This is a genomic window from Chryseobacterium sp. TQ-BC-N36 (genome assembly GCF_058382295.1).
The window spans coordinates 303,032-324,159 of record NZ_CM178175.1 but is presented as its reverse complement, the minus strand read 5'-3'; the positions used below and the strand labels follow the sequence as shown (position 1 = coordinate 324,159).

Here is a 21,128-nt window from a genome sequence, read left to right as displayed (position 1 = left end):
AAAGTGTTCTCTTGATTATGATTATTTAATTTTTTTAATAGTAAATTATTTCTTCAGGATATAGGTGTTTTCTTTTTTCTGTACTTCCAGTCCAAGGATGAAGGCCAGTGATTCAATATTTTCACCGACTGTTCCTCCGGTAAAGTCTGCCGTGATCTTTTTGTCTTCAGCTTCCTTAGGATACAATACTTTGGTATTATAACTGCTCTCCAGAACTGCCGCTACTTCTTTTAAAGGAACATCATTAAAGCTTAAAGACAATATTGCAGATACTTTGTCTATTGATTTTTTTACTGGTTTCAATGAAATAACGGCTGTCGTATGGGCAATCCCGAAATTGGTCCATTTCTGATTGGGTGTAAGGAAAGAAACCGGAACTCCCGGAGAAGATACAGCCACCTTCCCTTCATAAAGATCAACCGCTTTTTTCTTGCCAGATTGGGAAATTTTAAATACGGTTCCCAATACTTTGGTACTGAAGCCATCCGCATGAACAATGAAAGGATGAACTTTGGATTTTGCCACGGAGAATATGGCATCTCCTTTTAAATCCACCACTCTGGTGTCTGCAGGAAATGATTTCGCTACGGTTAGTTCAGCTCCCGGTAAAAGGGTAACGACAGATCCATCTTCAAGATGAACGATACGGTTTCCCGATTTGGCCAGATACACATCAGGCCTGATGAACATGGTATAGGTGAAAATTCCTCCCAAGGACAAAAGCAGAATAATAACCGCAGCAATTTTATATAATAGATGTGTTTTTAAGTTTTTTGCAGATGAAACCGAAATAATATCTGTTGGAGAAAAATAATGTTCCAATCCGGATAAAACCCTTTCTCTGGATGCTTTCCTATGAACAGCATCCAGCTCTTTTTCAGCATGAATTTTCCATTGTTTTAAAAGTTCATTTTCTTTTTCAGAAACCGGATCTTCCGAAACTTCCCGTTCCCAAAGTCTGAAAACAAAGGATTCAATATTTTTATAAGTCAAACGTTTTTTCATAGAGTCTTTCATCGTATTCACAGATACTTCTATCTATAAGACAGTGAAAATGAAAAACTTCCCCGGGACATTCTTAATGTTATATTCACATTACAACCCAATTGTTAATAATTTTCGCTCTTTTTCACATTTACTCAACATTAACATCTCATTTATGCCTCTTTTTTCAGAAATATTTAATCTTAACATCCCCAAAGTTCACAAAAAGTTAATTTTCCTTTAGGTAATTTTGTAACAGAATATGAGCCCAACAGACTATACATTATTAAAGAAAATAAAATCAGGCGACCGTCCTGCATTTATGCTGCTGTATGACCGATATTGGGATAGTCTATATAGCTTTGTTTTTGTTCGGACCCGGGATAAAGAAATCACTGAAGAAATCCTCCAGAACCTTTGGGTGAAGCTTCTTGAGCATACCGATACCATACAGACTGACGATTCTGAAAGTGCAAAAGGCTACCTTCTCCGCCATCTTCACTATCGTATTATTGATTTTTATAACAGCCATAAAAAGGCCCCTCCCATATTGAGCATTGACGAGTTTGATATTCCACATGAAATTGATACGGCAGACACGGATTATTTTGAAATCCTTGAAGAAAACGAGATTTCTGCTTTGTTATCTATGATTGATGAAGTAGTTTCCCAGCTTCCTTCAACGGAACAGCAGGTCTACGATTTGAGAATCCGAAAAAATATGTCAGTGAATGAAACTGCAGAAGCTTTGGGAATCAGCAACAAGACAGTAAGTAATAAATTAAGCAAAGCTTTGGGAGAAATCCGCGAACAGCTGAATCCTGAGTATCAGTCATCTAAAAAACTGGTTTCTATCCTGTTTCTGATGGAGATTTTGACGAGATATTGAGGTGTGGGGTATCGTCAATTGGCTGCGCAGTCCATCGTCAGTTTTTATAATACCCAGTAAAATTCACAGCGAAGCGGATTCACTTTTCACCATTCACCACCCCACCTTTTATTCTCCACTAAACACCGCAGGTAAAGTCCTGTTAAAATCCAGTATTTTAAAGTCGGCAAGATCTGAGTCTATGCTTTCATTATTATTGGTAAAAATAATGGTTTGCATTCCTGCTGCTTTGGCTGCTTTCAACCCTGAATGACTGTCTTCAATGGCAATGCAATGTTCGGGAAAAACACCAAGGTTTTTTGCAGAAGTAAGGTAAACGGCAGGATGAGGTTTTCCCTGAGTTTCAAATTCTGAAGAATGGATCGTATCAAACAGATCATAAACCTGAAGCTTTTCAAGAACGGCATGGGCCACACGTAAAGGAGCGTTTGTCGCCAATCCTATTTTGTAGTCTTTATTTTTAAGATTTTTGATAAATTCCTCTACACCGGACATTGTACAATCCTGGTTTTGTATCATTTCAATGACTCTTGTCACCACTTTATTTTCCAAATCGGATGCATCAAAATTTTCCCATGGAAATCTTTCATACCAGAATTCTGTTACTTCCTGAGTCGTCATATATTTAGTCTGTGCCGCAAGATCTTCTGTAACCTGCACACCATAGGATGAAAAGACGTCCAGTTCTGCCTGAGTCCAAAATTTTTCTGAATCTATCAGCACACCGTCCATGTCAAATATTACTGCTTTCAAAGCCATTTTCTGTATGATAAATTATGATAAGTTATAAATGGTAATCATTGACTGATTTTATAAACACAGCGCTGTCCCCCGGAAATGATATGGTCTATTCTTTCGACTTTGTAATCTTTTCCTATCAGGGATTGGAAATTAGACAGCTCGGCACGGCAGAAACCCTGGCATTCTGCAGCAGCAGCGCATATCGGGCAATGGTTTTCAATCAGAAAATACTCCTTGCCCTCTTTTTTCCATTCTGCCATATAACCTTCTTCACTGCGGACTTTTGCAAGAGAGTCCAGACGCTGCTCAAGAGATTTTGTCCTGGACAAAACTTTTTCATATCGCTCGTGAGTATTTTTTTCTCTGTCACTGATCAGTAAATCCAAAGCATTTTCCCCTAAAAGATTTTTCACAGATTTCAGAAGCTGAACCGTTACATCTGCATGGGTATCAGGAAACTGACCCCATCCTTTTTCAGTTAGGGTATAATAAGTAGACGGGCGTCCTACACCCTCACTCTTTACGGAAGACCTGATCAATCCGTCTCCGGCAAGATTCAGCAGGTGTTTTCTTGCTCCTTCTTTGGTGATCGATAATTCTTCTGCGATAAGAAGCGAAGTAGCTTCCCCTCTCATCTTTAAGAACATCAGAATTCGATCTGCAGCCGGCTTCTTCATTTGACAATATTTAGGTTGTTTTATTTTCCAACAACAAAGATAGTCATTTTCTATAATCTTAAAATACAAAACTTAAACAATAGATTCACAAGATATTACCTTCATCATTCACTCAACGAATAAAACAACATAATAGTTGTTTTATTTAAATATATTTTTACCTTTGTGATACATTAATCAAAAAAAAATAAATACGATGCAACCATTTACATTACCACAGTTACCTTATGCTTATGATGCCCTGGTTCCTTTTATAGATAAAGAAACAATGACCATTCATCACCAGAAGCATCACCAGGCTTATGTAGATAATCTGAATACAGCTTTGGAACAAAGCAATGAAACTAATGCTGATCTTGATTCGTTGCTGCAAAGGGTAAGTGAATACAGTCCTTCTGTAAGAAATAACGGAGGTGGGCACTATAACCACTCTTTATTCTGGGAAACTCTGTCTCCACAGCCTAAACTGAATCCCACAGGTATACTTCATGACGATATAACAGCCACTTTTGGAAGCATTGAAAACCTCAAAGCAGAAATGAAAAAAACGGGTTTGGCTCAGTTTGGTTCAGGATGGGTTTGGCTCTGTGTAAAATTCAACGGATCTCTGGCAGTCAGTTCGACCTCTAACCAGGATAACCCGATGATGGACATCCTTTCAATGAACAGAGGTTTTCCAATTCTAGGAATAGATGTATGGGAACATGCTTATTATCTGAATTATCAGAATAAACGTGCAGATTATCTGGATGCCTTCTGGTCTGTACTGAACTGGTCTGCTGTTGAAAAAAAATATGAAGAGGCATTATCAAAAATAAGATAATTAACATGGATTTATAAATAAGCTATGACTGAGGAAATTTTTATCAATAAAGCAAAGGCTTCAGGCATTATTGCTCTTGACCTTGCAGATTACAAACCGACCACGGAAATTGTAGTACTGGATATTAAAGATCATCTTTTCATGGGAATGATTGTCAAGGAGAAAGAATTTAAAGAATCCATTGCTGGGGTGGATTTTTCTGTCTATGATGAAAAAGCAGTAGGAATTATCTGCTCTACGGATGCTATCATTCCGCCCTGGGCATACATGATGATCATGGAAAAACTTTCTCCATACGCTTCTTATGTAGATTTAAACAATGCAGAAACCATTCTGCTCGATCTCTGGAAACGCCGTCTCATCTATGCCGATCTGAAACAGTATAGAAATCAGAAAGTTGTTGTCCGGGCCAATGCCAATTATGATCCTTCACTGTATTTACTAGCCGCCGGACTTCTGAAACCTTTGGTTAAAACATTGATGTATGGTGAAATAGGATTACCTAAAGTAATTTTTAAACAATAAAAAATGAAAGCAATTATATTCAACGGATCATTGGAAAGAAGAGCTTTATCCACTTCAGGACTGATTTCGGATTATTTTTCAGAGCGGCTGAAAATGTTGGGGTTTCAGACTGATATCTTTACCCTTGCAGATTCAGGAATCCCTTTATTCGATGTCACCCTTACCAAAACTCCTTTGGCAGTAGAACGCATGGTCCAGATGTTTACTGATGCCGATCTGCATATATGGCTGGCTCCTCTTTATCATGGGAGTATTCCGGGAGTGATGAAAAACTGTCTGGATTGGCTTGAAGTGACTGCCAACAGGTATGAACCTTATCTTACTGATAAAATGGTAGGGTTGGTATGCTGGGCCGACGGTCTTCAGGCTATGCAGGGAATCAATACCATGGATGCTATTGCCAAGTCATTGCGTGCCTGGCCAATACCATTCAGTGTACCTGTTGTCAGATCATCATTATTTACCGCTGATCATCCAACCGAAATTTCAGCATTATATTCCGGTAAGTTTGATCAGCTTATCAGCATTGCAACCTCTAAAAAAATAGAAAATCTCAATAAATCTACAGATTAAGGCGCCTGATTCATCTTATAGTCAGACAGACAGTATTTTATTGGAAATTAATGATTTAAAAAATAAAACCTAGCACACTTTATGCTGCTATTTCAAAAGAACAGTGTTGAACTGCTGTAATTAAGTTGAAGGGATTTCCGACCCGTTCATTCTGAAGAAATCCCTTTTTTAAACCCCTAAAACTCGTGATATGGCTATAAAAATAACAGATGCCTGTATCAATTGTGGAGCCTGTGAACCTGAATGCCCCAATTCAGCCATTTATGAAGGAGCCATTGACTGGCGCTGGAAAGATAAGACAAAGCTTTCAGGACATATCAAATTCCCGGATGGTACAGAAGCTGATGCTGATGCATATAACGAAGCAGTTTCGGATGAAGTCTATTATATCGTTTCCGGAAAATGTACTGAATGTAAAGGCTTTCATGAAGAGCCACAATGCAAGGCGGTATGCCCTGTAGACTGCTGTGTGGATGATCCTGATCATCGTGAAACGGAAGAAGTATTATTGGAGCGGCAGAAATTCATGCACAGCGCCTGAAGATTGTCCCAATATTTTTGTAACAGGAAGCCAGCAGTTTCTACTTATTGAGAAACAGAATATCAGTCACTTAAACAACGCCCCTATTACTATGAAACCGATATTATTTTTTCTTGCCTTACTGTCGGCTTTAATATCCGCTCAGACGGATGTTCCAAAGATCAAAAAAGAATACACCCGGCTTTTAGAAAGTTCCTCATATGGAAATAATTCAAAAGCCGGTAAATATTATGATGTCAATGGAATCAAAATGTATTGCGAGACCTATGGCCAGGGACAGCCTTTGCTTCTCATCCACGGAAACGGAGGATCCATTGTTGATTTTTCTAAACAGATCCCTTATTTTTCCAAAAAATATAAGGTGATTGTCGCTGACAGCAGAGCACATGGAAAGTCTGTTGATAAAGGAGATGCACTTACCTATGAAATGATGTCGGATGATTACGCTGCGCTGCTTCAGAAAATGAAAATTGATTCAGCATTTGTCATAGGCTGGAGTGATGGTGCCATCAATGGGCTTTTGCTGAGCATGAGGCACCCTGAAAAGGTAAAAAAACTGATCATTACAGGAGCGAACTTAAGGCCGGATTCCACCGCGGTACAAGCTGATGTATTCAAAAGAGTAAGCAGTAATTACTTAAAATTTAAAGAACTGTTTGCCCAGAAGAAAGATAAAACGGATCTGGATTATATGGTCCTAAAATATAAAAGATTATTAAGTGAGCAACCGAATATAGATCCCATGGCACTCCACAGCATTAAAGCCCCCGTCCTTGTTATCGGAGGAGATTATGATGTGATCAGACCTGAACATACCCTGGAAATTTTCCGGAACATTCCTAAAGCTAATTTATGGATATTACCCAACTCAGGGCACAGTACTTTAGTGGTGTACACTGATGAATTTAATACTGAAGCAGATACTTTTTTTAAAACAAAATTCAGAATTATTACAGACCGGGACCGGGAGTTCTGATAGTATGATTAAACTCTGAAATTGTCAAAAATTTCAATATTTTATATTTAATTTCAAAAGAGGCGGGTTTTAACCCGCCTTCTTATATTTCTTTTTCTTTCGGCTTTAGCCAAAACTTATTTGGCTTTAATCTCAGTGTAGATTTTCTGAGTGAAAGGAGTATCAATACCTGTTTCAGAACCATATTTCAGCACAGCACCGGCAAACAGCTCCAGTTCATTTTCCTTTTTTCCTGAATTGATATCAAGCTGGAGGGAAGTTGGAGTGTCAAAAGGAAAGGTAGAGGCTTTTTCGAATGTCTTCTCCATAATATCATCCTGAAGATCAATACCTTTTTTAACAGCAATCAGTTTTATTTCTTTCATAATTCCGGCAGCTTCCTTCTTCTGCTGTTCATCAGTACATACAGCTCCCATTGAAGAATTATGTCGAGCTGTAACCAGTCCAAAACTTGCAATGAATATGAATTTTGTCCAGATATCTTTTAATGAATTATCTTTAAAATCAAACTCTATTTTACTTTCATTCAAGAGTTCCGAAATCCATTCCACAGGGACAGAAAAATGTTCAGGATCCCTTCCCACAATAATTTTTCCCGGGTTTCCTTTATGCTCTACAGTTCCTCTTTCCTTAATATGGGAAGCCACGTAAACACAGGTTGGAAGAACGGTATGGTCCGGAATTACAGTACGTATCCTGTCGTAGATATCTGCTCCGTTCATCATGGGAAGCAATATGGTTTCTTCACTGATGACCGGCAACAACTGCCTGCAGACATTTTCAAGATCATATTCCTTCACACAGATCAACACCAGGTCAGGATTTTTGATATCACTGATGTTCTGCAATATAGCATCGGGGTGAGTCTTCGGATTGGAATGCTCAGGAGATAACAACGTCAGTCCGTTTTGTTTTACTTTTTCATAAGTTTCTCCACGGGCAACAAAGGAAATATTATATTTTCCTGAAATTTCATTGGTCTGGTTTATTTTAAAACCAAAATATCCGCCTACGCCACCCAAACCTACAACAACAATATGCTTTTTGTTCATGAAATTATTTTTCAACAAATATCAGTGATAACAGCGGAAGTATCACTTGACAAATGAAAAGAAATTACAGCTTATGAATATCTCTTCTGATCCGGCTTAATGAACTGTCCTTAACTCCCAGATAAGAAGCTATGACCTTCAAAGGAACATGTTGGAAAATATCGGGATCTTTTTTCATCAGGTTGGAATATCTAGTGGAGGCCTTCTGACTTGCCATTTCTATCAGCCTGTTATGGATATGATAATAATTGAGGACAAAAAGAAGCCTGCTAAACTCTCTGAATTCAGGAATATTATGGAAATTATGCTGTACATTCTCCAGTCCGGTTTCCCAGAAAACACAATCCGTCACGGTCTGATAAATTTCTTTAGTAGGCTGTTGTCTGAAAAAAGACAGAAAATCATTAACAAAGCAGGGAGCTGTATAGATATTCGTCGTAATTTCCTCATTATCTTCGTTTAGAATATAGGAGCGGACATACCCTTTTTCCAGAAAATAAGTCTGGGTACTGATCACATTTTTATCCAGCAGAACGGTATTTGCTTTTAGTTCAAAACGGCTGAATTTTTCTGTGATATTTTCAACAATTTCTTTTCTGATAGTGAATAAAGAATGAAAATATGTATTAAGTGATGTTTTGTCCATAGAATAAAGGCTGTCGCCTATTTACTTTTAAAATCTGTCAGAACAAAAATAGCATTTATAAGCCATTGCAGTAAACCCTTAATTTTTTTTATAAGTCAGAGGGTAATTTTGTAATTTTCTTTTTTAAAAAAGATCATGTTTAATATGGATAACGACTTCTATTATAACTTCATCGAACCCGACAAAGAAATCGCTGATTTTGTGGAAAATCTGGGAACATTTCAGAACCTTTCGGATGAAACTAAAGAAGTGGTTATTATTCCTGACGGAAGAATTGATCTCTTTTTTTCACAATCAGCTTCGGAACCTTTTCATGTTACCCTTCTTGGCTTAGAAACTTATCCTGAACAAAGGTATATTGCCCCCCGTACAATTGCTTTTGTGGTAAGTTTTAAGCCTCTTGCAGTTGAATATATTTTGAATACCAGTATCGCTGATTTATTAAATATTGGAAAAGAACTTTCTCATGATTTCTGGGATTTTAAAGCTGAGGATATAAAGAATTTCAGTCATTGCTGTACCAAAGCAACCCAAAAAATAAAAGAACTGCTTCCTGCGAAAGTAGATGAAAGAAAACGCAGACTTTTTGAAATGGTCTATGTCTCAAAAGGTGAAATAAACGTGCAGGATCTTTCTGATAAAACAGGCTGGAGCAGCAGACAGATCAACCGTTACTGTACCAGACAGCTAGGATTATCGTTAAAAGCCTACTCTACTATTTTACGTTTCAGAACATCATTGGAGCATATCGCACAGGGAAGACTTTTCCCTGAACTCAACTACACCGACCAGAATCATTTCATCAAAGAGGTAAAGAAATTTTCCGGAGTTGCCCCAAAAGAATTATCAAGGAATAAAAACGACCGATTTATACTATTATCCGTATTGAAAGGAAAATAAATTTGCATTGTAAAATTTAAATTAACAATGCTGATAGACAATAAATCAATAGCAATCGTTGGTGGAGGCCCCGCAGGACTTACACTGGCAAGACTTTTACAGCTGAAAGGAGCTGACGTAAAAGTATATGAAAGAGATCTTAATAAATATGCAAGGGTTCAGGGCTCTCCTCTCGACATGCATGAAGACTCAGGACTGGCAGCCATCCGTAAGGCCGAATTATTGGAAATATTCAAGAAAACATTCCGTCCCGGAGCAGACAGAACACTGATCATGAATGAGAAGGCTCAAATATTCTTTAATGATCATGAAACAAAACCGGCAGAAGATTTTGGACATGAGCATTTCCGTCCGGAAATAGACCGTGGCCCCTTAAGAAACATGCTGCTGGACTCCCTGCAACCTGAAACAGTGATCTGGGACAGTCACTTTCTCTCTATGGAACGTCAAAACGAAGGCTGGTTGCTGCATTTCAAAAATGGAACTACTGCGTATGCCGACCTTGTCATTGCCGGAGACGGAGCCAATTCTAAAATCCGGCCTTATCTTACAGATATTCAACCTGTGTATTCAGGAGTGATCATGCTGGAAGGAAATGTTTCAAAAGAAAATGCTCCTCAGATTGATGCTCTGGTCAAAGGCGGAAAAATAATGGCCTTCGGAAATACCCAAAATATTTTGCTTGGTCAGAAAGGTAACGGAGATCTTGGATTTTATGCAAGCTTTAAAGCCGATGAAAACTGGCCTGCCAGCAGCGGTCTTGATTTTTCTGATAATCTCCAGATGCTGGCATGGTTTAAAACAGAATATTCTGAATGGAGCCCTGTCTGGGAGGAATTATTTGAAAATGCAGTCACTCCTTTTATTCCACGCCTGATTTACTATATGCCTTTTGATCAGACCTGGGAAACTCAATCCAATCTGACTCTGATTGGTGATGCAGCCCATGTAATGCCTCCGTTTGCAGGAGAAGGGGCTAATATGGCTATGCTTGATGCTCTGGAGTTGAGCGAACATTTAACGGATAAAAACTATGAAACTTTACAGGAAGCCATTGCAGATTATGAACAAAAGATGCGCAAGAGAGCTGCCATTGCCACACAGGAATCCCTTGAGAATGGAGAGCGGATGCATTCTGAAAACTCATTAACAACCATGCTTGATTTTTTTAATGGCCATTAAATTCATCATAACAAAGGCTGCCTTCTAGCGAAGACAGCCCTTTTCCCTCCTGAAATAATTTATTTCTCCCCGTTTTAGATCCTGATGCGGAGATTCATTTATATTTTATTTTTTGATCAGTTTGGTATTATACGTGTTTTTATCATCTTTTATGGTGATCACATAGACACCTTTTACCAGGGAAGCAACATTGATTTTTTCTTCAACTCTACCCTCCTGGACAAGTCTTCCGTCTGCGCTGTAAATTTTGTAATCTCCTTTACCTTTAAAGTTTTTCACTTCTACAAATGTGTCTGCGGGGTTAGGGTAAACAGATATTTCTGATGATTTTGTGTCTGCTGTTTCCCTCACGGCAAGGGTATTGGCAGTAATCTTCACCGGAAGGTCCATAATACCGCCAGCCTGGCTTGCCAGTTCACCACACACACTGTTCAGAGAACTGGTTGCAAATTTACAAACCACTCTCATCCTTAATGTTTTATCTCCTGAATAGGCAGTTGCCGGCACTGTAAAATTAAAACTGCTCAATCCCACATTTCCTGCATTTATTGTTGCGGAAGTCTGTCCCACTCTTTCGGTAGCTTCAAATACTCCATTCCTGTTATAATCGATCCATGCAGACAGATTAACCGGAAGTCCGTTTTGCAGCAGGTTTCCTACTCTAGGGGCAACAGTGTAGGTGCTTCCCTGTGTCAAATTAATAATTTTAGTAGCATCTTCACTCAAGTCCTTATAAGATCTAGCGGTAAGATCACTGTAATCAATATTAGCCACCGTAAGCTTTAAGATCGCTCCTACATAAGGCGAACCCGAATTTAAAAAACAGTAATCGATCCCAGTTTTTAATCCTTTTGTTTTAAATGTATAATTATTAGAAAATGCTCCTGCAACAGAATTTACTACTGCTGCAACCTGTACTTCATAGTTTGTTTCGTCTTCTAAATTATCCAGGACTACAGAATTTGCCTGACTTACAGCATTAGACCAGTTTGCAGTCCCTGCTTTTCTGTAATTAACAGAATAGGCAGCTCCAGGAACACTGTTCCATGAAACCCTTGCTGTTGTCTTAAAAACTTCAGTATCTATAGTGGATAGCCCTGTAGGTGCTGAAGCAGAAGACGCGGGTGCAGTACCCACAGTAATGGCAGGAGAGACGGCATAGAAAATGTTACCTACAGCTGAGATTCTTAATTTTACAGCTCCGTTTATATTACCGGGCATTTGTATACTATAGCTTCCTGTATTAGGAGTTGCTGCCACAAGATTTGTCCAGTTAGCGCCGTTATCAGAAGTATAATCAATTTTTACGCTGGCTACATTATAAGAGGCAGCATTCGTATTGGCAACATCCCAATAGATTGTATTTACCGCATCATTATACAGTACTGAAGCTGCAGTAAGCCCATTGAATTTGAACGGACCGTCGTTTCCGACTGTCACTGTAGTAGTTGAGCTGGAAACCATCGGACGTTGAGCATTCTGATCTCTAGCCGTTACAGCATAATTTAATGTTCTGGGGATATATGATACCGTTTCCCAGCCCTGTTTATCTGTGAGTACTCCATTCATCACGCTCTCCAGCTTCGGAAAATATCTTCTGCCATTGGGTGTTCCGGGAACAGATCTGGCTAAGGCTCCTTTTGGATTGTATCCCCATCCGCTGTCTCCGGAAATCGTAGAAAATTCATCTGTACTGTCATTCTGTTCCCAGGTATAATTCACAGGATCATTTTCAGCATCCGTAGCAGAAGCTTCAAGATAATAAGCGGTTCCTTTAGGGATATTGTATGCTGACAGCGGATTGATCGCCGGAGCTGTATTATTATTGATATCCTGGGATACTCCGCAATTAAGCTTGTTTTCTAAGTTGGTCAAAACCTGATCAATTGATTTATAATGAAAATATCCATCTGCGTTGGCCTGTACATTATCATAGGTAATCCCTGCATATCCCATAATGGTTGTTCCTCCTCCGGGTTCCACATTGGCTCCCTTATTGGCATCTGTGACAGAAGTATTTGAGAATGTATGATTGGCTCCCAGCTGATGTCCCATCTCATGGGCTGCTGTAAAATCAAACACTTCACCTGTAGGTACAGGTCCCTGTGTATAGGCAGAACCTTTTTGTATATCTGTATTATTGGCCGGATCTGTGCAGACAATTCCAATTCCTCCGGCATTACCGCTCCTTTCCGCATTCTGATTAAGAACATGTCCGATATCATAATTGGCATTTCCTACGGCAGAAGTAAGGGTTTGCTGTAATTGAAGGTTTAAATTACCTGTGTAAGGATCTGTTGCCGGATCAAGATAGATGATCTGAGGAAGATTCTGAACGGTCAGATGAGCTCCAAAGTCACGCTCAAAAACTCCGTTGATACGGGTCATGGTATTATTCATGGCGGCCAGAACAACACCTTTCTTAACATCGTCACTGGCATTGGCCGGAGTTCCTGCAGCTGTCAGCTGATACTGGCTGTATTCCCCGGTAACGGATAATGCCATTCTGAAATCTCTGTATTTTGTATTGGTAGGTCTGCTGGTAATTCCGACTCCGGAAAGCATTTTTTTACCATTCGCTACCAGCTTATTAATATCCTTAAAATCATGTTCCCCTGTATCACATTTAAATCCATGCTCTCCGTCATTCTTTGTTTTATAGAAAACTCCATAGGTCTGTCTATCAGCACTTATAGGTTCTATAAACTGAAAAACACCATCTTTGATGATCATAGACTGCATATCAGCAGGAGAAGTACTGAATCTTAAATACTTGGAAGAATCATCCACTCCAATTCCCACATAAGACCCTAACTGATATTTGTCTGCCAGGGATTTCTCAATTACCGGATTGCTATATACGGCAAATTTTTCAATCTTTCCTTCTACAGTGGGTAAAGAAATAATAACCGGTCTTGCATCTTTCCCTGTTTCTTCTGCATTTTTAAGCATTTCTCTAAGGGACTTCAGGTCTACTCTGTAGGAATACTGAACTTCTACCCCATTTCGGATCTGTGAAGTTTTTTTAGAGACCGTTTCCCATCTCTGAGCATTGAAAACCGTAAAGCATGATGCTAACGCACAAACGAATAAAATTCTTTTTTTCATAGGTATATTTAAAATTATTTTGGATAGTATGTTTAAGCTTTCCATCAAAAAAATAACCAGTATAGTAAAGACGAAAAGAAACTTTTACTACAAATTCAACAAAAAAGCAGATATCATATTAAATCCTCAACAAAACTCACTACAAAGCTTATTTATTTCTCATAAAAAACAAAAAAAGAAGATACTACACGGATACAGCACTGCTTCAAAATATTGATTTTCAATAAATTATAAATAAAGTTTTATTGCTCTCAATTGTAGAACCAGCTCAAGTTAATGCTCCTTTTTAAACATTGAAAAAGGAGGTAAAAAAATCACATAAGAAAATACTTCTAAATGGCAATGATTAAAATACGGGATAAAAAGTGTTAGGATTAAGACAATTACTCTACTTTTTCAACAATAAAATGTAAAAAACAGTCAAAAACACAAAACACTAACTATCAAGCATTTAAATCTTAAAATACCCGGTGTAGTATCCGTGTAGTACCGTGATTTTTTATGTTTACATTAAAATTTTTCATATTTGACGCTGAGACCACAAAAAAAATACAAGTGGTGAAAAGAGAATATTTCGAGTGCTGTCTGATGTGATGAATCAGACAGTTTTTTTTTGAATTATTATAAGGTATCGAAAAAATAATAAAGATCTGTTTCTCCCGGAATATTTAATTTTTTCCTGAGCCTGTATTTTTTCTGCTGAACAGTTCTGTGTTGCACCAAAGTATAACTTGCAATTTCTTTGGAAGTAAAATGGAGTTTCAGCATTGCACAAAAAATCAGTTCGGAACTTTCAAGTGCAGGATTAATGGTTAAAAGCTGCTCTATAAAATCAGGATAAACTTCCTTAAAACGATTCAGAAATTCAGGATCATTTTTCTTACCAAGCTCTATAATCTCTTCCTGCTTGTTATCATTCATTCTTATTTTAAGGCTTTCAGCTTCCATGGCAAGAACTTTTTTTCTTTTTCTCAGTACCCTGATAATTCTCCAGGCATATCCTCCCAGCAGACAAAGTCCTGTAAATGACAGGGAAATTATCCAGTATATCCTGCCTTTATGATGATCAGCATCCTTCCGGGTTTCTTCAATAAAGGATTCCATATCCTGATTAATTGTTGCCAGCAAAGATGTATTGGTTTTATAATAAGCATCAGTATAGGCTTTCAAATAAAAATAAGCCTTTTCTTTATCTCCTGTACGCTCATATAACGTCCTGAGGTCATTATAAATATACTTACCATAATAGGCATAGATACGTTTGGTTTTTTCATTGATTTCCAATGCTTTCTTCAGCGCCTCCTCAGCCTTATCATATTGTTTATAGGTTATATAATATTCTCCCATAATTGTATTGGCATATAATGCAATTCCATCTGCCTTACCACTTCTGTTCGCTTTATTATATGCCAGAGTTACATATTTATACGCTGAGTCTTTATTTTTATGCATGTAAATATAATCACTTATGGCACAATCCATTAAGCCCGTATTATCCAGCTTGTTTGCTTTGTTAAAAAAAAACAGCGCTTTTTCATATTCTTTTTTCCTGACAAAATAAATTGCCTGCCTGAAATATATACTGAAAAGAAGGTCATTTTTAAGCTCAGAAGAACTGACCTTTTGTATGGAACGCATCGCCTCATTGTTATATTCAAAAGCTTTATCTACTCTTCGGAGCTCAAAATTGAAACGCGCATAAACATTATAAAACCTGGCTTTATGTATGGGATCTTCAGAATCGTCAAGGATATCTTTGGCATTATCAAAAAGGACCTGGGATTTCTGATAGTTTTCCAGTGAAATATTAAGCTCTGCCAGATTAATATAGCAAAGGGCTTTTCCATCTGAATAATTCATCTTATCAGCCTTTTTATAATAGCTTTTATTGAGGTTAATCAAAGAATCATATTCTCCGGCAAGCCTGAATTTTTCGTTCTTTTTCAGCAGGGAAATATCAAAATTCTTTTCAGTCTCTTTCCTGGAACTGGAATGACACGACATTAAAATGATAAGTAAAACAGAAAGAAAAATACGGATCATATGTTTCTCTATTTAAGCTGGATTTTTTTATACTTATTTTAGGATGATATTTAGGGTTTAATGCAAACTTTTCATTGGCTGGTTTATGAAATCAGCAATAACCTTTCCATAAAACAGGATCTGACAGCTTTTATTGTGATGATTTTCTTTATTGGGGCAGATTTTCAAAAAACTCATAAATATCTGTTTCTCCGGGAATATTCAGTCGCTTCCTGATTCTGTATTTTTTCTGCTGAACAGATCTGTGCTGTACAAAAGTGAAATCTGCAATTTCCTTGGCTGAAAAACGCAGTTTCAACATAGCACAGAAGCTCAGTTCTGAATTTTCAAGATCAGGGTTGATATCCAGAAGTGCTTTTACAAAATCAGGATATAACTCTTTGAACTTCAATAAAAAAGCAGAATCATTGCTTCTGGCAAGTTCAATGACTTCTTCCCGCTGTTTTGTATGTACATGGTTTTTTAGATCTTCTGTCTGTTTTTTTAAGCGGTTCTTTTTCTGTCTCTGTACATGGATTACTTTCCGGACATATACTCCTGAAACAGTAAGCACAGTAATTGACAGAGCGATAAATAATGGAAGATCATTTTTATGCCAGTCTGATTCCTGCTTCACTTCTGAAATAAAATCCTCGGTAGCTTTATTCATAGCAGCAAATCTTGCCGCATCAAATCTTCCCTCTTCTTCCATATATTTTTTAAGATAGAAATAAGCCTTACCTCCGTCATTCTTTTTCTTATACACATCAGCAAGTGCTTTGTAAACTTCTTTTATATGTGAAGAATAGGTACGCCTTGTCCTAATATTAATTTCCAGAGCTTTTTTAAGGCACTTCTCAGCCTGTTCACTATTATTTATTTCATTGTAATAATAGCCCATTGTATAATACACCCACAGTGATTCTACGTCGGTCGTTTTCTGGCTCAGCATTTTTTCATCTGATCTGGCGATATATATTGCAGCAGAATCAGGTTTGTGGATAAACAGATAGTATTGTGCCACCATGCAGTTGCTGTAGGCAGAATTTTCAAGTGAATTTGCTTTGATGAAACATTTTAAAGAAGTTCCAGACCACCCTTTCCAGGCATAATAAATCCCTTTATTGATATAAAGTCTTGGAAGAAGTTTTTGAGTCAGTGTTGTCTTTTTGGCCTGTTTTAAGTAATAAAATGCTTTATCATTACATTCTATCGCCTTATCATTTATTTTAAGATGAGAATAATACAGGCTATAATCGTCATAGAATGTCGCTTTATGAAACATATTTCCTGATTTTACCAGATCTTTCTCTGCTTTATTAAAGAAAAAACGGGCTTTTTCATAATTGCCTGCCGAAATATTTACGTCAGCCATATTCAGATAGCATAGACCTTTTCCTGCTGTATATTTCATCCTGGCAGCTTTTTTCAGATATTCTATATTGAGCCGGATAAGCGCTTCATATTCACCGGAAAGCTGCAACTGTGAACTTTGGGTCAATAAAGAAACGTCAAAATCTGCTCTTTCTTTATCCCTGAAATCAGGTCCGCATGAAAGCATGCTCCAACATAACCCTATGGAGATTACAGAGGATATCATTTTCTTTATGCTGGTCAACGGTGTGTTTGTATTCTTAAAAATGATCAATATAATTTTTCCCATCAGCACTACTTTTCCCTATATCTACCTACGCATATTTAATTAAATATGTTGATAATTTTCTACTGCTATTTTAATATTTTTCCCTAATATGTGTTATAAATATACATAATTTATCATGCTTATCATGAAATAAGATGCATATTTTGCAAAAATGTAACATTCAGATAAGGATTTTATTTTTTCTTTATACAATCAGTTTTTTAAAGTTTTCAGGCTGTTTGTGCAGGAAGTTCTGCTATAAAAAAGTTGTTGTATATATAATAAGACTGTCTGGAATAGAATTTGTTACAAATACAATCAGGAATTAGGCAATGGGTAAAGTTCAACATTTTCCGGATTATAAGTTTTAAGATGGGTTTCAAAGGAATTCTAATAAATTAATCCAAATACAAAAAGGACAAATCATAAAATGATTTGCCCTTTCCCATGAATTTTTATAATCTACTATGTGTTTTTATCTGCAGTCATACTAATAAGCTGTATTAATTGTGTGATAATTTATCATTTATTAGCATTTATTCCACTTTTACGGAAAAATTACCTGTTGATTCCCCCTCAGCCATAGTATTTCCTGAAAAAAATAACCAAACCTCTCCTTTACCTTTGGTATTAAAAGATATTTCATCTGGTAAAGGACCATCATCGCTTCCATCCGGTAACTTTATCGCTGCAAAACGTAAGTTAATATGATTTTTGTTTATAAGATTCACTTTAATAGAAGGCCTATTATAATTGGTTATCTTCAGACTTAACGACTGCCAATCTTTCGTAAAATTTTCATTTAAAATAAAGGGAATTTGGGATGCATCTACTGTCCTAATGATCTCATCTTTATTTGTGACAGGTTCGTTTTCTATAACTTTTATAGCAACTGATTCTTTTTGCGGTTTGTTTTGATTTCCGGTTGAATCTCCATTAGCACGCTGCGTAATTATATTTTTTTCTTTTTGACAACAGATCATTAATAATGGAATCAATAATAACGACTTTTTCATAAACAAGTATTTTTTTGAATTTTAAATTTAGTTAATTGATTGTTTTTTGAATATTACATCTACCGCTTTGATTTTCTCACAAGCAGTTTCAAAAATATAAACATCCTTTGCGTTATCTGCAGTCATACTAATAAGCTGTATTAATTGTGTTATAATTTATCATGTATTAAAAACTTATTCTACTTTTATAAAAAAGCGACCTGTTCTTTTTCCCTCAGCCATATTGCTCCATGAAGTATGTACCAAAATATCCCCTTTGCACTTTACATCGCAAGAAAATTCATTTGGTAAAGGACCTTCGCTGCTTCCATCACATAATGTTACCATATTAATACGTACATTAAACCCCTTCCCTTTTTTTGTAAATAATTTCACTTTAAAATGAGGTTGGGTATAATTGGTTATCCTCAGTCTTAAACACTGTCCCTCTTTTATAAGATCTTCTTGTAAGATAAAAGGAATCTGAGAAGCATCTACAGTCCTTATGATCTCTTTTTTATTTGTAATGGGTTTGTTTTTAATAAATTTTATAGCAGCTGATTTTTTTTGCGGATTATGCTGATTTCCGATCGAATCTCGATTAGTACGCTGAGCAGTTAGGCCTTTTCCATTTTGGAAAAAGATAGCGATTAATATAATTAGCAATAATAATTTTTTCATAAGTTTTTTGAGTTTTAAATTTAAATGATGTTTTTTTGAGAAAATAATGAATGGTAATCTGAAGCGTAGATATGGAAGTTTTACATCTCATTGTTTTTAAATCTTAATATCTGCTCTTTGATATTCTTACAATAGGTTTCAAAGATATAAACATCTTTTGCGTTATCTGCAGTATTTACATACTCAAAACCACGCTCAAGTGAATAAAAGTGTTTTTAATCAAAAACTCTATCTTTAAAATGGTTTCTTTCTACCTGTATAAAATAAATTTTATCTTTTCTCAAATTCCAAAAAATGATATTAGGGCCTTTTCTTCTGAGCATAGTTGATTGCCCATGCCATTAAATTGAGAAAAAGGTGTGAGTTATATGTTACCACCTGTCCGTAAGTATTCGGAATGGCAACAGTAACTCCATTAGTCGTTCTAAATTTGGCAGGCCAGTTGTAGGGCTGAACTCCTTCGTTAGCAACAAAAGGACCTCCATCACCAAAAAAAGCAAAACCATTATCTTTACCAACAAATGCTCTAATGCTGCTATCATCCACACCATCATATGCAATAACATTCGCTTTATCAAATGGGAATCCCGCGATTGTAAATCTGAAATTCCAGCCGGAATCTCTTCCCAGGGCTTTCCCTGTGAGATTCATAAATGGACCATTGGTGATCATATTGTTCGTATCCTGAATTCTATCAATAACGATGCTGTTATCATTATCAGTAACCTCCATCAGATTATCGTTAAAAATTAATCGCGCCAAATCTCTGGCTGCTCTGTTCCTTGGTGAAGCAGCTGCATCTCCATCTGAGGAATAAATAAGCACTCCCCCCTTCGCTACATAATCTGCTAAAAACTGCCTTTCCTCACTGGTGTATGCTATATAATTAAACTGAACCAATACAATATCAGGATTGAATGTTGTAAACTGTGACTGTTGTGAAGCATTTAAGCCAGTAAGCAGCAAAAATTCAAAGCCATTGACAGGATATGTTGCAGACTGATTGTTGCCAAAATAATTACTACCGCCCAGAACTTTATTAAGAAGGTTATCGGGTCTTGCAATGTTGTATAAATTATTATTATTGTCAGAAAGTCCGATAATTTTCATTTTTCTTGCGGCAACTTTTACATGGATAGGACTGTTACTGCAGCTGTTTTTTCCCAATGAACTGTTGGTGGTTAATACAAATGCATCATTTCCATTGATTACAGGCTTTCCTGTTCCTATTAAAATGACCTGCTGTATTCCCCCGGATAATACTCCTTTGGCACTAAAAGAATACCCATTTACTAAAGGTGTAGAAATTTCATACTGTGCTCCTGCTGCTGTAGCTGGTGATGTTATATTTAATGCAATAGTATTTCCTGCTGTAAGCTCTTTATCAGCTATATATTCACCATTGATTGTTGTGCCTGAGCAATTGATTGTAAATTCAGGAATAATGGTGGAATCCTCAACTGAAATTTTTAAGGTATCACAAACTAGCTGTTCATAATTATAAATTAAAATCTGATCCCCAGCTCCTCCTGAAGGGGTTGCATTGATTGGAGTTCCATAGCCTGGAACCTCTATGGTGAAGGTTCCTGTCTCCAATACCTCTCCTTCCAACTGGAAGCTGTATCCATTACTATTGGCAGTTTTAGCTGTTATATGATAATACCCTGGTTTCGTAACAGTTATTTTCATCCGGAGAAAATCAGAAGCAGTAAGTTCTTTACCGGTAGTATATTTACCTTTACTTTCTATCTGTGTACAATCCATTGTGAAAACAGCTTTCCCCTGTTTACCACAAAGGCTTTTCCATTCATTTTCTGTACTGTTCCAGTAATTGTAACAGTTTTCATCCGTATTAAATATTAATAAACTATTTTCCTTGATTCCGGGAGACATCTTATTTCTCTGGTTCTCTGTTAATCTTGGAATCAGTATTCCGGTATCGTTATTTTTCGAGACAATATCCAATGTCGACATTTTGTTGGGTGATTGCGTATTTATTCCTACCTGTGATAAAAGGAATGAGCTATACGTTGTTATAAGTAATAAAAATAATTTTGTACTGATACTCTTGTGCATAATCGCTTATTTTAATAGTGATACTGAAGAAAGGATGGCCATCTTTTCATATTGTCAGTTTTTTAGATAAATGGTTTAAAAGGCAAGTCGAGAAA

The 21,128-nt window shown here is 36.8% G+C and carries 19 protein-coding genes; 8 read left to right on the top strand and 11 right to left on the bottom strand.

Translation table 11 applies throughout. From position 1 onward, the window contains the following. Window positions 1-45: 45 nt before the first annotated feature. Window positions 46-1,005, bottom strand: a complete 960-nt coding sequence (locus AC3FI7_RS01375; RefSeq protein ID WP_491461222.1) for a FecR family protein — start codon at window positions 1,003-1,005, stop codon at window positions 46-48. Window positions 1,006-1,246: 241 nt separating this feature from the next. On the opposite strand from AC3FI7_RS01375, the gene AC3FI7_RS01370 reads away from it, so the two are divergent. Continuing rightward, window positions 1,247-1,873: an RNA polymerase sigma factor gene (locus tag AC3FI7_RS01370; protein ID WP_142722273.1), complete on the top strand. Its 627-nt coding sequence runs from the start codon at window positions 1,247-1,249 to the stop codon at window positions 1,871-1,873. 108 nt (window positions 1,874-1,981) lie between these two features. Here the strand turns inward: AC3FI7_RS01370 and hxpB are convergent, their stop codons facing one another. Continuing rightward, window positions 1,982-2,632: a hexitol phosphatase HxpB gene (gene hxpB, locus AC3FI7_RS01365; protein WP_142722272.1), complete on the bottom strand. Its 651-nt coding sequence runs from the start codon at window positions 2,630-2,632 to the stop codon at window positions 1,982-1,984. Between the two features lie 38 nt (window positions 2,633-2,670). After that, window positions 2,671-3,291, bottom strand: a complete 621-nt coding sequence (locus tag AC3FI7_RS01360) for a helix-turn-helix transcriptional regulator (protein ID WP_491461221.1) — start codon at window positions 3,289-3,291, stop codon at window positions 2,671-2,673. A 196-nt stretch (window positions 3,292-3,487) separates the two neighbouring features. Between AC3FI7_RS01360 and AC3FI7_RS01355 the strand changes: the two genes are divergently transcribed. The 5 genes from AC3FI7_RS01355 (at window position 3,488) to AC3FI7_RS01335 (ending at window position 6,729) form a co-directional block, all read left to right on the top strand. Beyond that, window positions 3,488-4,114: a superoxide dismutase gene (locus tag AC3FI7_RS01355; protein WP_142722270.1), complete on the top strand. Its 627-nt coding sequence runs from the start codon at window positions 3,488-3,490 to the stop codon at window positions 4,112-4,114. 24 nt (window positions 4,115-4,138) lie between these two features. Further along, window positions 4,139-4,639, top strand: a complete 501-nt coding sequence (locus tag AC3FI7_RS01350) for a DUF2480 family protein (RefSeq protein ID WP_491461220.1) — start codon at window positions 4,139-4,141, stop codon at window positions 4,637-4,639. Between the two features lie 3 nt (window positions 4,640-4,642). After that, window positions 4,643-5,212, top strand: a complete 570-nt coding sequence (locus AC3FI7_RS01345) for an NADPH-dependent FMN reductase (RefSeq protein ID WP_142722268.1) — start codon at window positions 4,643-4,645, stop codon at window positions 5,210-5,212. A gap of 190 nt (window positions 5,213-5,402) precedes the next feature. Further along, window positions 5,403-5,753: a 4Fe-4S dicluster domain-containing protein gene (locus AC3FI7_RS01340; RefSeq protein ID WP_142722267.1), complete on the top strand. Its 351-nt coding sequence runs from the start codon at window positions 5,403-5,405 to the stop codon at window positions 5,751-5,753. Window positions 5,754-5,844: 91 nt separating this feature from the next. Then, on the top strand, window positions 5,845-6,729 hold the full coding sequence (locus AC3FI7_RS01335) for an alpha/beta fold hydrolase (protein ID WP_491461219.1): 885 nt from the start codon (window positions 5,845-5,847) through the stop codon (window positions 6,727-6,729). A 116-nt stretch (window positions 6,730-6,845) separates the two neighbouring features. On the opposite strand, the gene AC3FI7_RS01330 is transcribed toward AC3FI7_RS01335, so the two are convergent. Together AC3FI7_RS01330 and AC3FI7_RS01325 are read right to left on the bottom strand one after the other, a co-directional pair. After that, window positions 6,846-7,781, bottom strand: a complete 936-nt coding sequence (locus AC3FI7_RS01330; RefSeq protein ID WP_142722265.1) for a ketopantoate reductase family protein — start codon at window positions 7,779-7,781, stop codon at window positions 6,846-6,848. A gap of 64 nt (window positions 7,782-7,845) precedes the next feature. Next, on the bottom strand, window positions 7,846-8,427 hold the full coding sequence (locus AC3FI7_RS01325; RefSeq protein WP_142722264.1) for a Crp/Fnr family transcriptional regulator: 582 nt from the start codon (window positions 8,425-8,427) through the stop codon (window positions 7,846-7,848). Between the two features lie 144 nt (window positions 8,428-8,571). Here AC3FI7_RS01325 and AC3FI7_RS01320 point away from each other — a divergent pair, with 144 nt between their 5' ends. Both AC3FI7_RS01320 and AC3FI7_RS01315 read left to right on the top strand, forming a co-directional pair. Further along, a complete protein-coding gene (locus AC3FI7_RS01320; protein WP_491461218.1) occupies window positions 8,572-9,327 on the top strand; it encodes a DUF6597 domain-containing transcriptional factor in 756 nt (251 codons plus the stop codon). Between the two features lie 27 nt (window positions 9,328-9,354). Beyond that, window positions 9,355-10,509 carry an FAD-dependent oxidoreductase gene (locus AC3FI7_RS01315; RefSeq protein WP_142722262.1) on the top strand — a complete coding sequence of 385 codons (1,155 nt, stop codon included), beginning with the start codon at window positions 9,355-9,357 and terminating at the stop codon, window positions 10,507-10,509. Window positions 10,510-10,614: 105 nt separating this feature from the next. On the opposite strand, the gene AC3FI7_RS01310 is transcribed toward AC3FI7_RS01315, so the two are convergent. From AC3FI7_RS01310 to AC3FI7_RS01285, 6 genes are all read right to left on the bottom strand, one after another. Further along, on the bottom strand, window positions 10,615-13,617 hold the full coding sequence (locus AC3FI7_RS01310) for a reprolysin-like metallopeptidase (RefSeq protein ID WP_491461217.1): 3,003 nt from the start codon (window positions 13,615-13,617) through the stop codon (window positions 10,615-10,617). 621 nt (window positions 13,618-14,238) lie between these two features. Next, window positions 14,239-15,660: a tetratricopeptide repeat protein gene (locus AC3FI7_RS01305; protein ID WP_142722260.1), complete on the bottom strand. Its 1,422-nt coding sequence runs from the start codon at window positions 15,658-15,660 to the stop codon at window positions 14,239-14,241. 148 nt (window positions 15,661-15,808) lie between these two features. Then, window positions 15,809-17,302: a tetratricopeptide repeat protein gene (locus AC3FI7_RS01300; RefSeq protein WP_491461216.1), complete on the bottom strand. Its 1,494-nt coding sequence runs from the start codon at window positions 17,300-17,302 to the stop codon at window positions 15,809-15,811. Between the two features lie 515 nt (window positions 17,303-17,817). Then, complete coding sequence (locus tag AC3FI7_RS01295) at window positions 17,818-18,297, bottom strand: hypothetical protein (protein ID WP_343658127.1); 480 nt, start codon at window positions 18,295-18,297, stop codon at window positions 17,818-17,820. A gap of 174 nt (window positions 18,298-18,471) precedes the next feature. Next, window positions 18,472-18,957, bottom strand: coding sequence for a hypothetical protein (locus AC3FI7_RS01290; protein ID WP_491461215.1), 486 nt, complete (start codon window positions 18,955-18,957; stop codon window positions 18,472-18,474). A 300-nt stretch (window positions 18,958-19,257) separates the two neighbouring features. Then, a complete protein-coding gene (locus AC3FI7_RS01285) occupies window positions 19,258-21,033 on the bottom strand; it encodes a phage tail-like protein (RefSeq protein WP_491461214.1) in 1,776 nt (591 codons plus the stop codon). Window positions 21,034-21,128 lie beyond the last annotated feature (95 nt).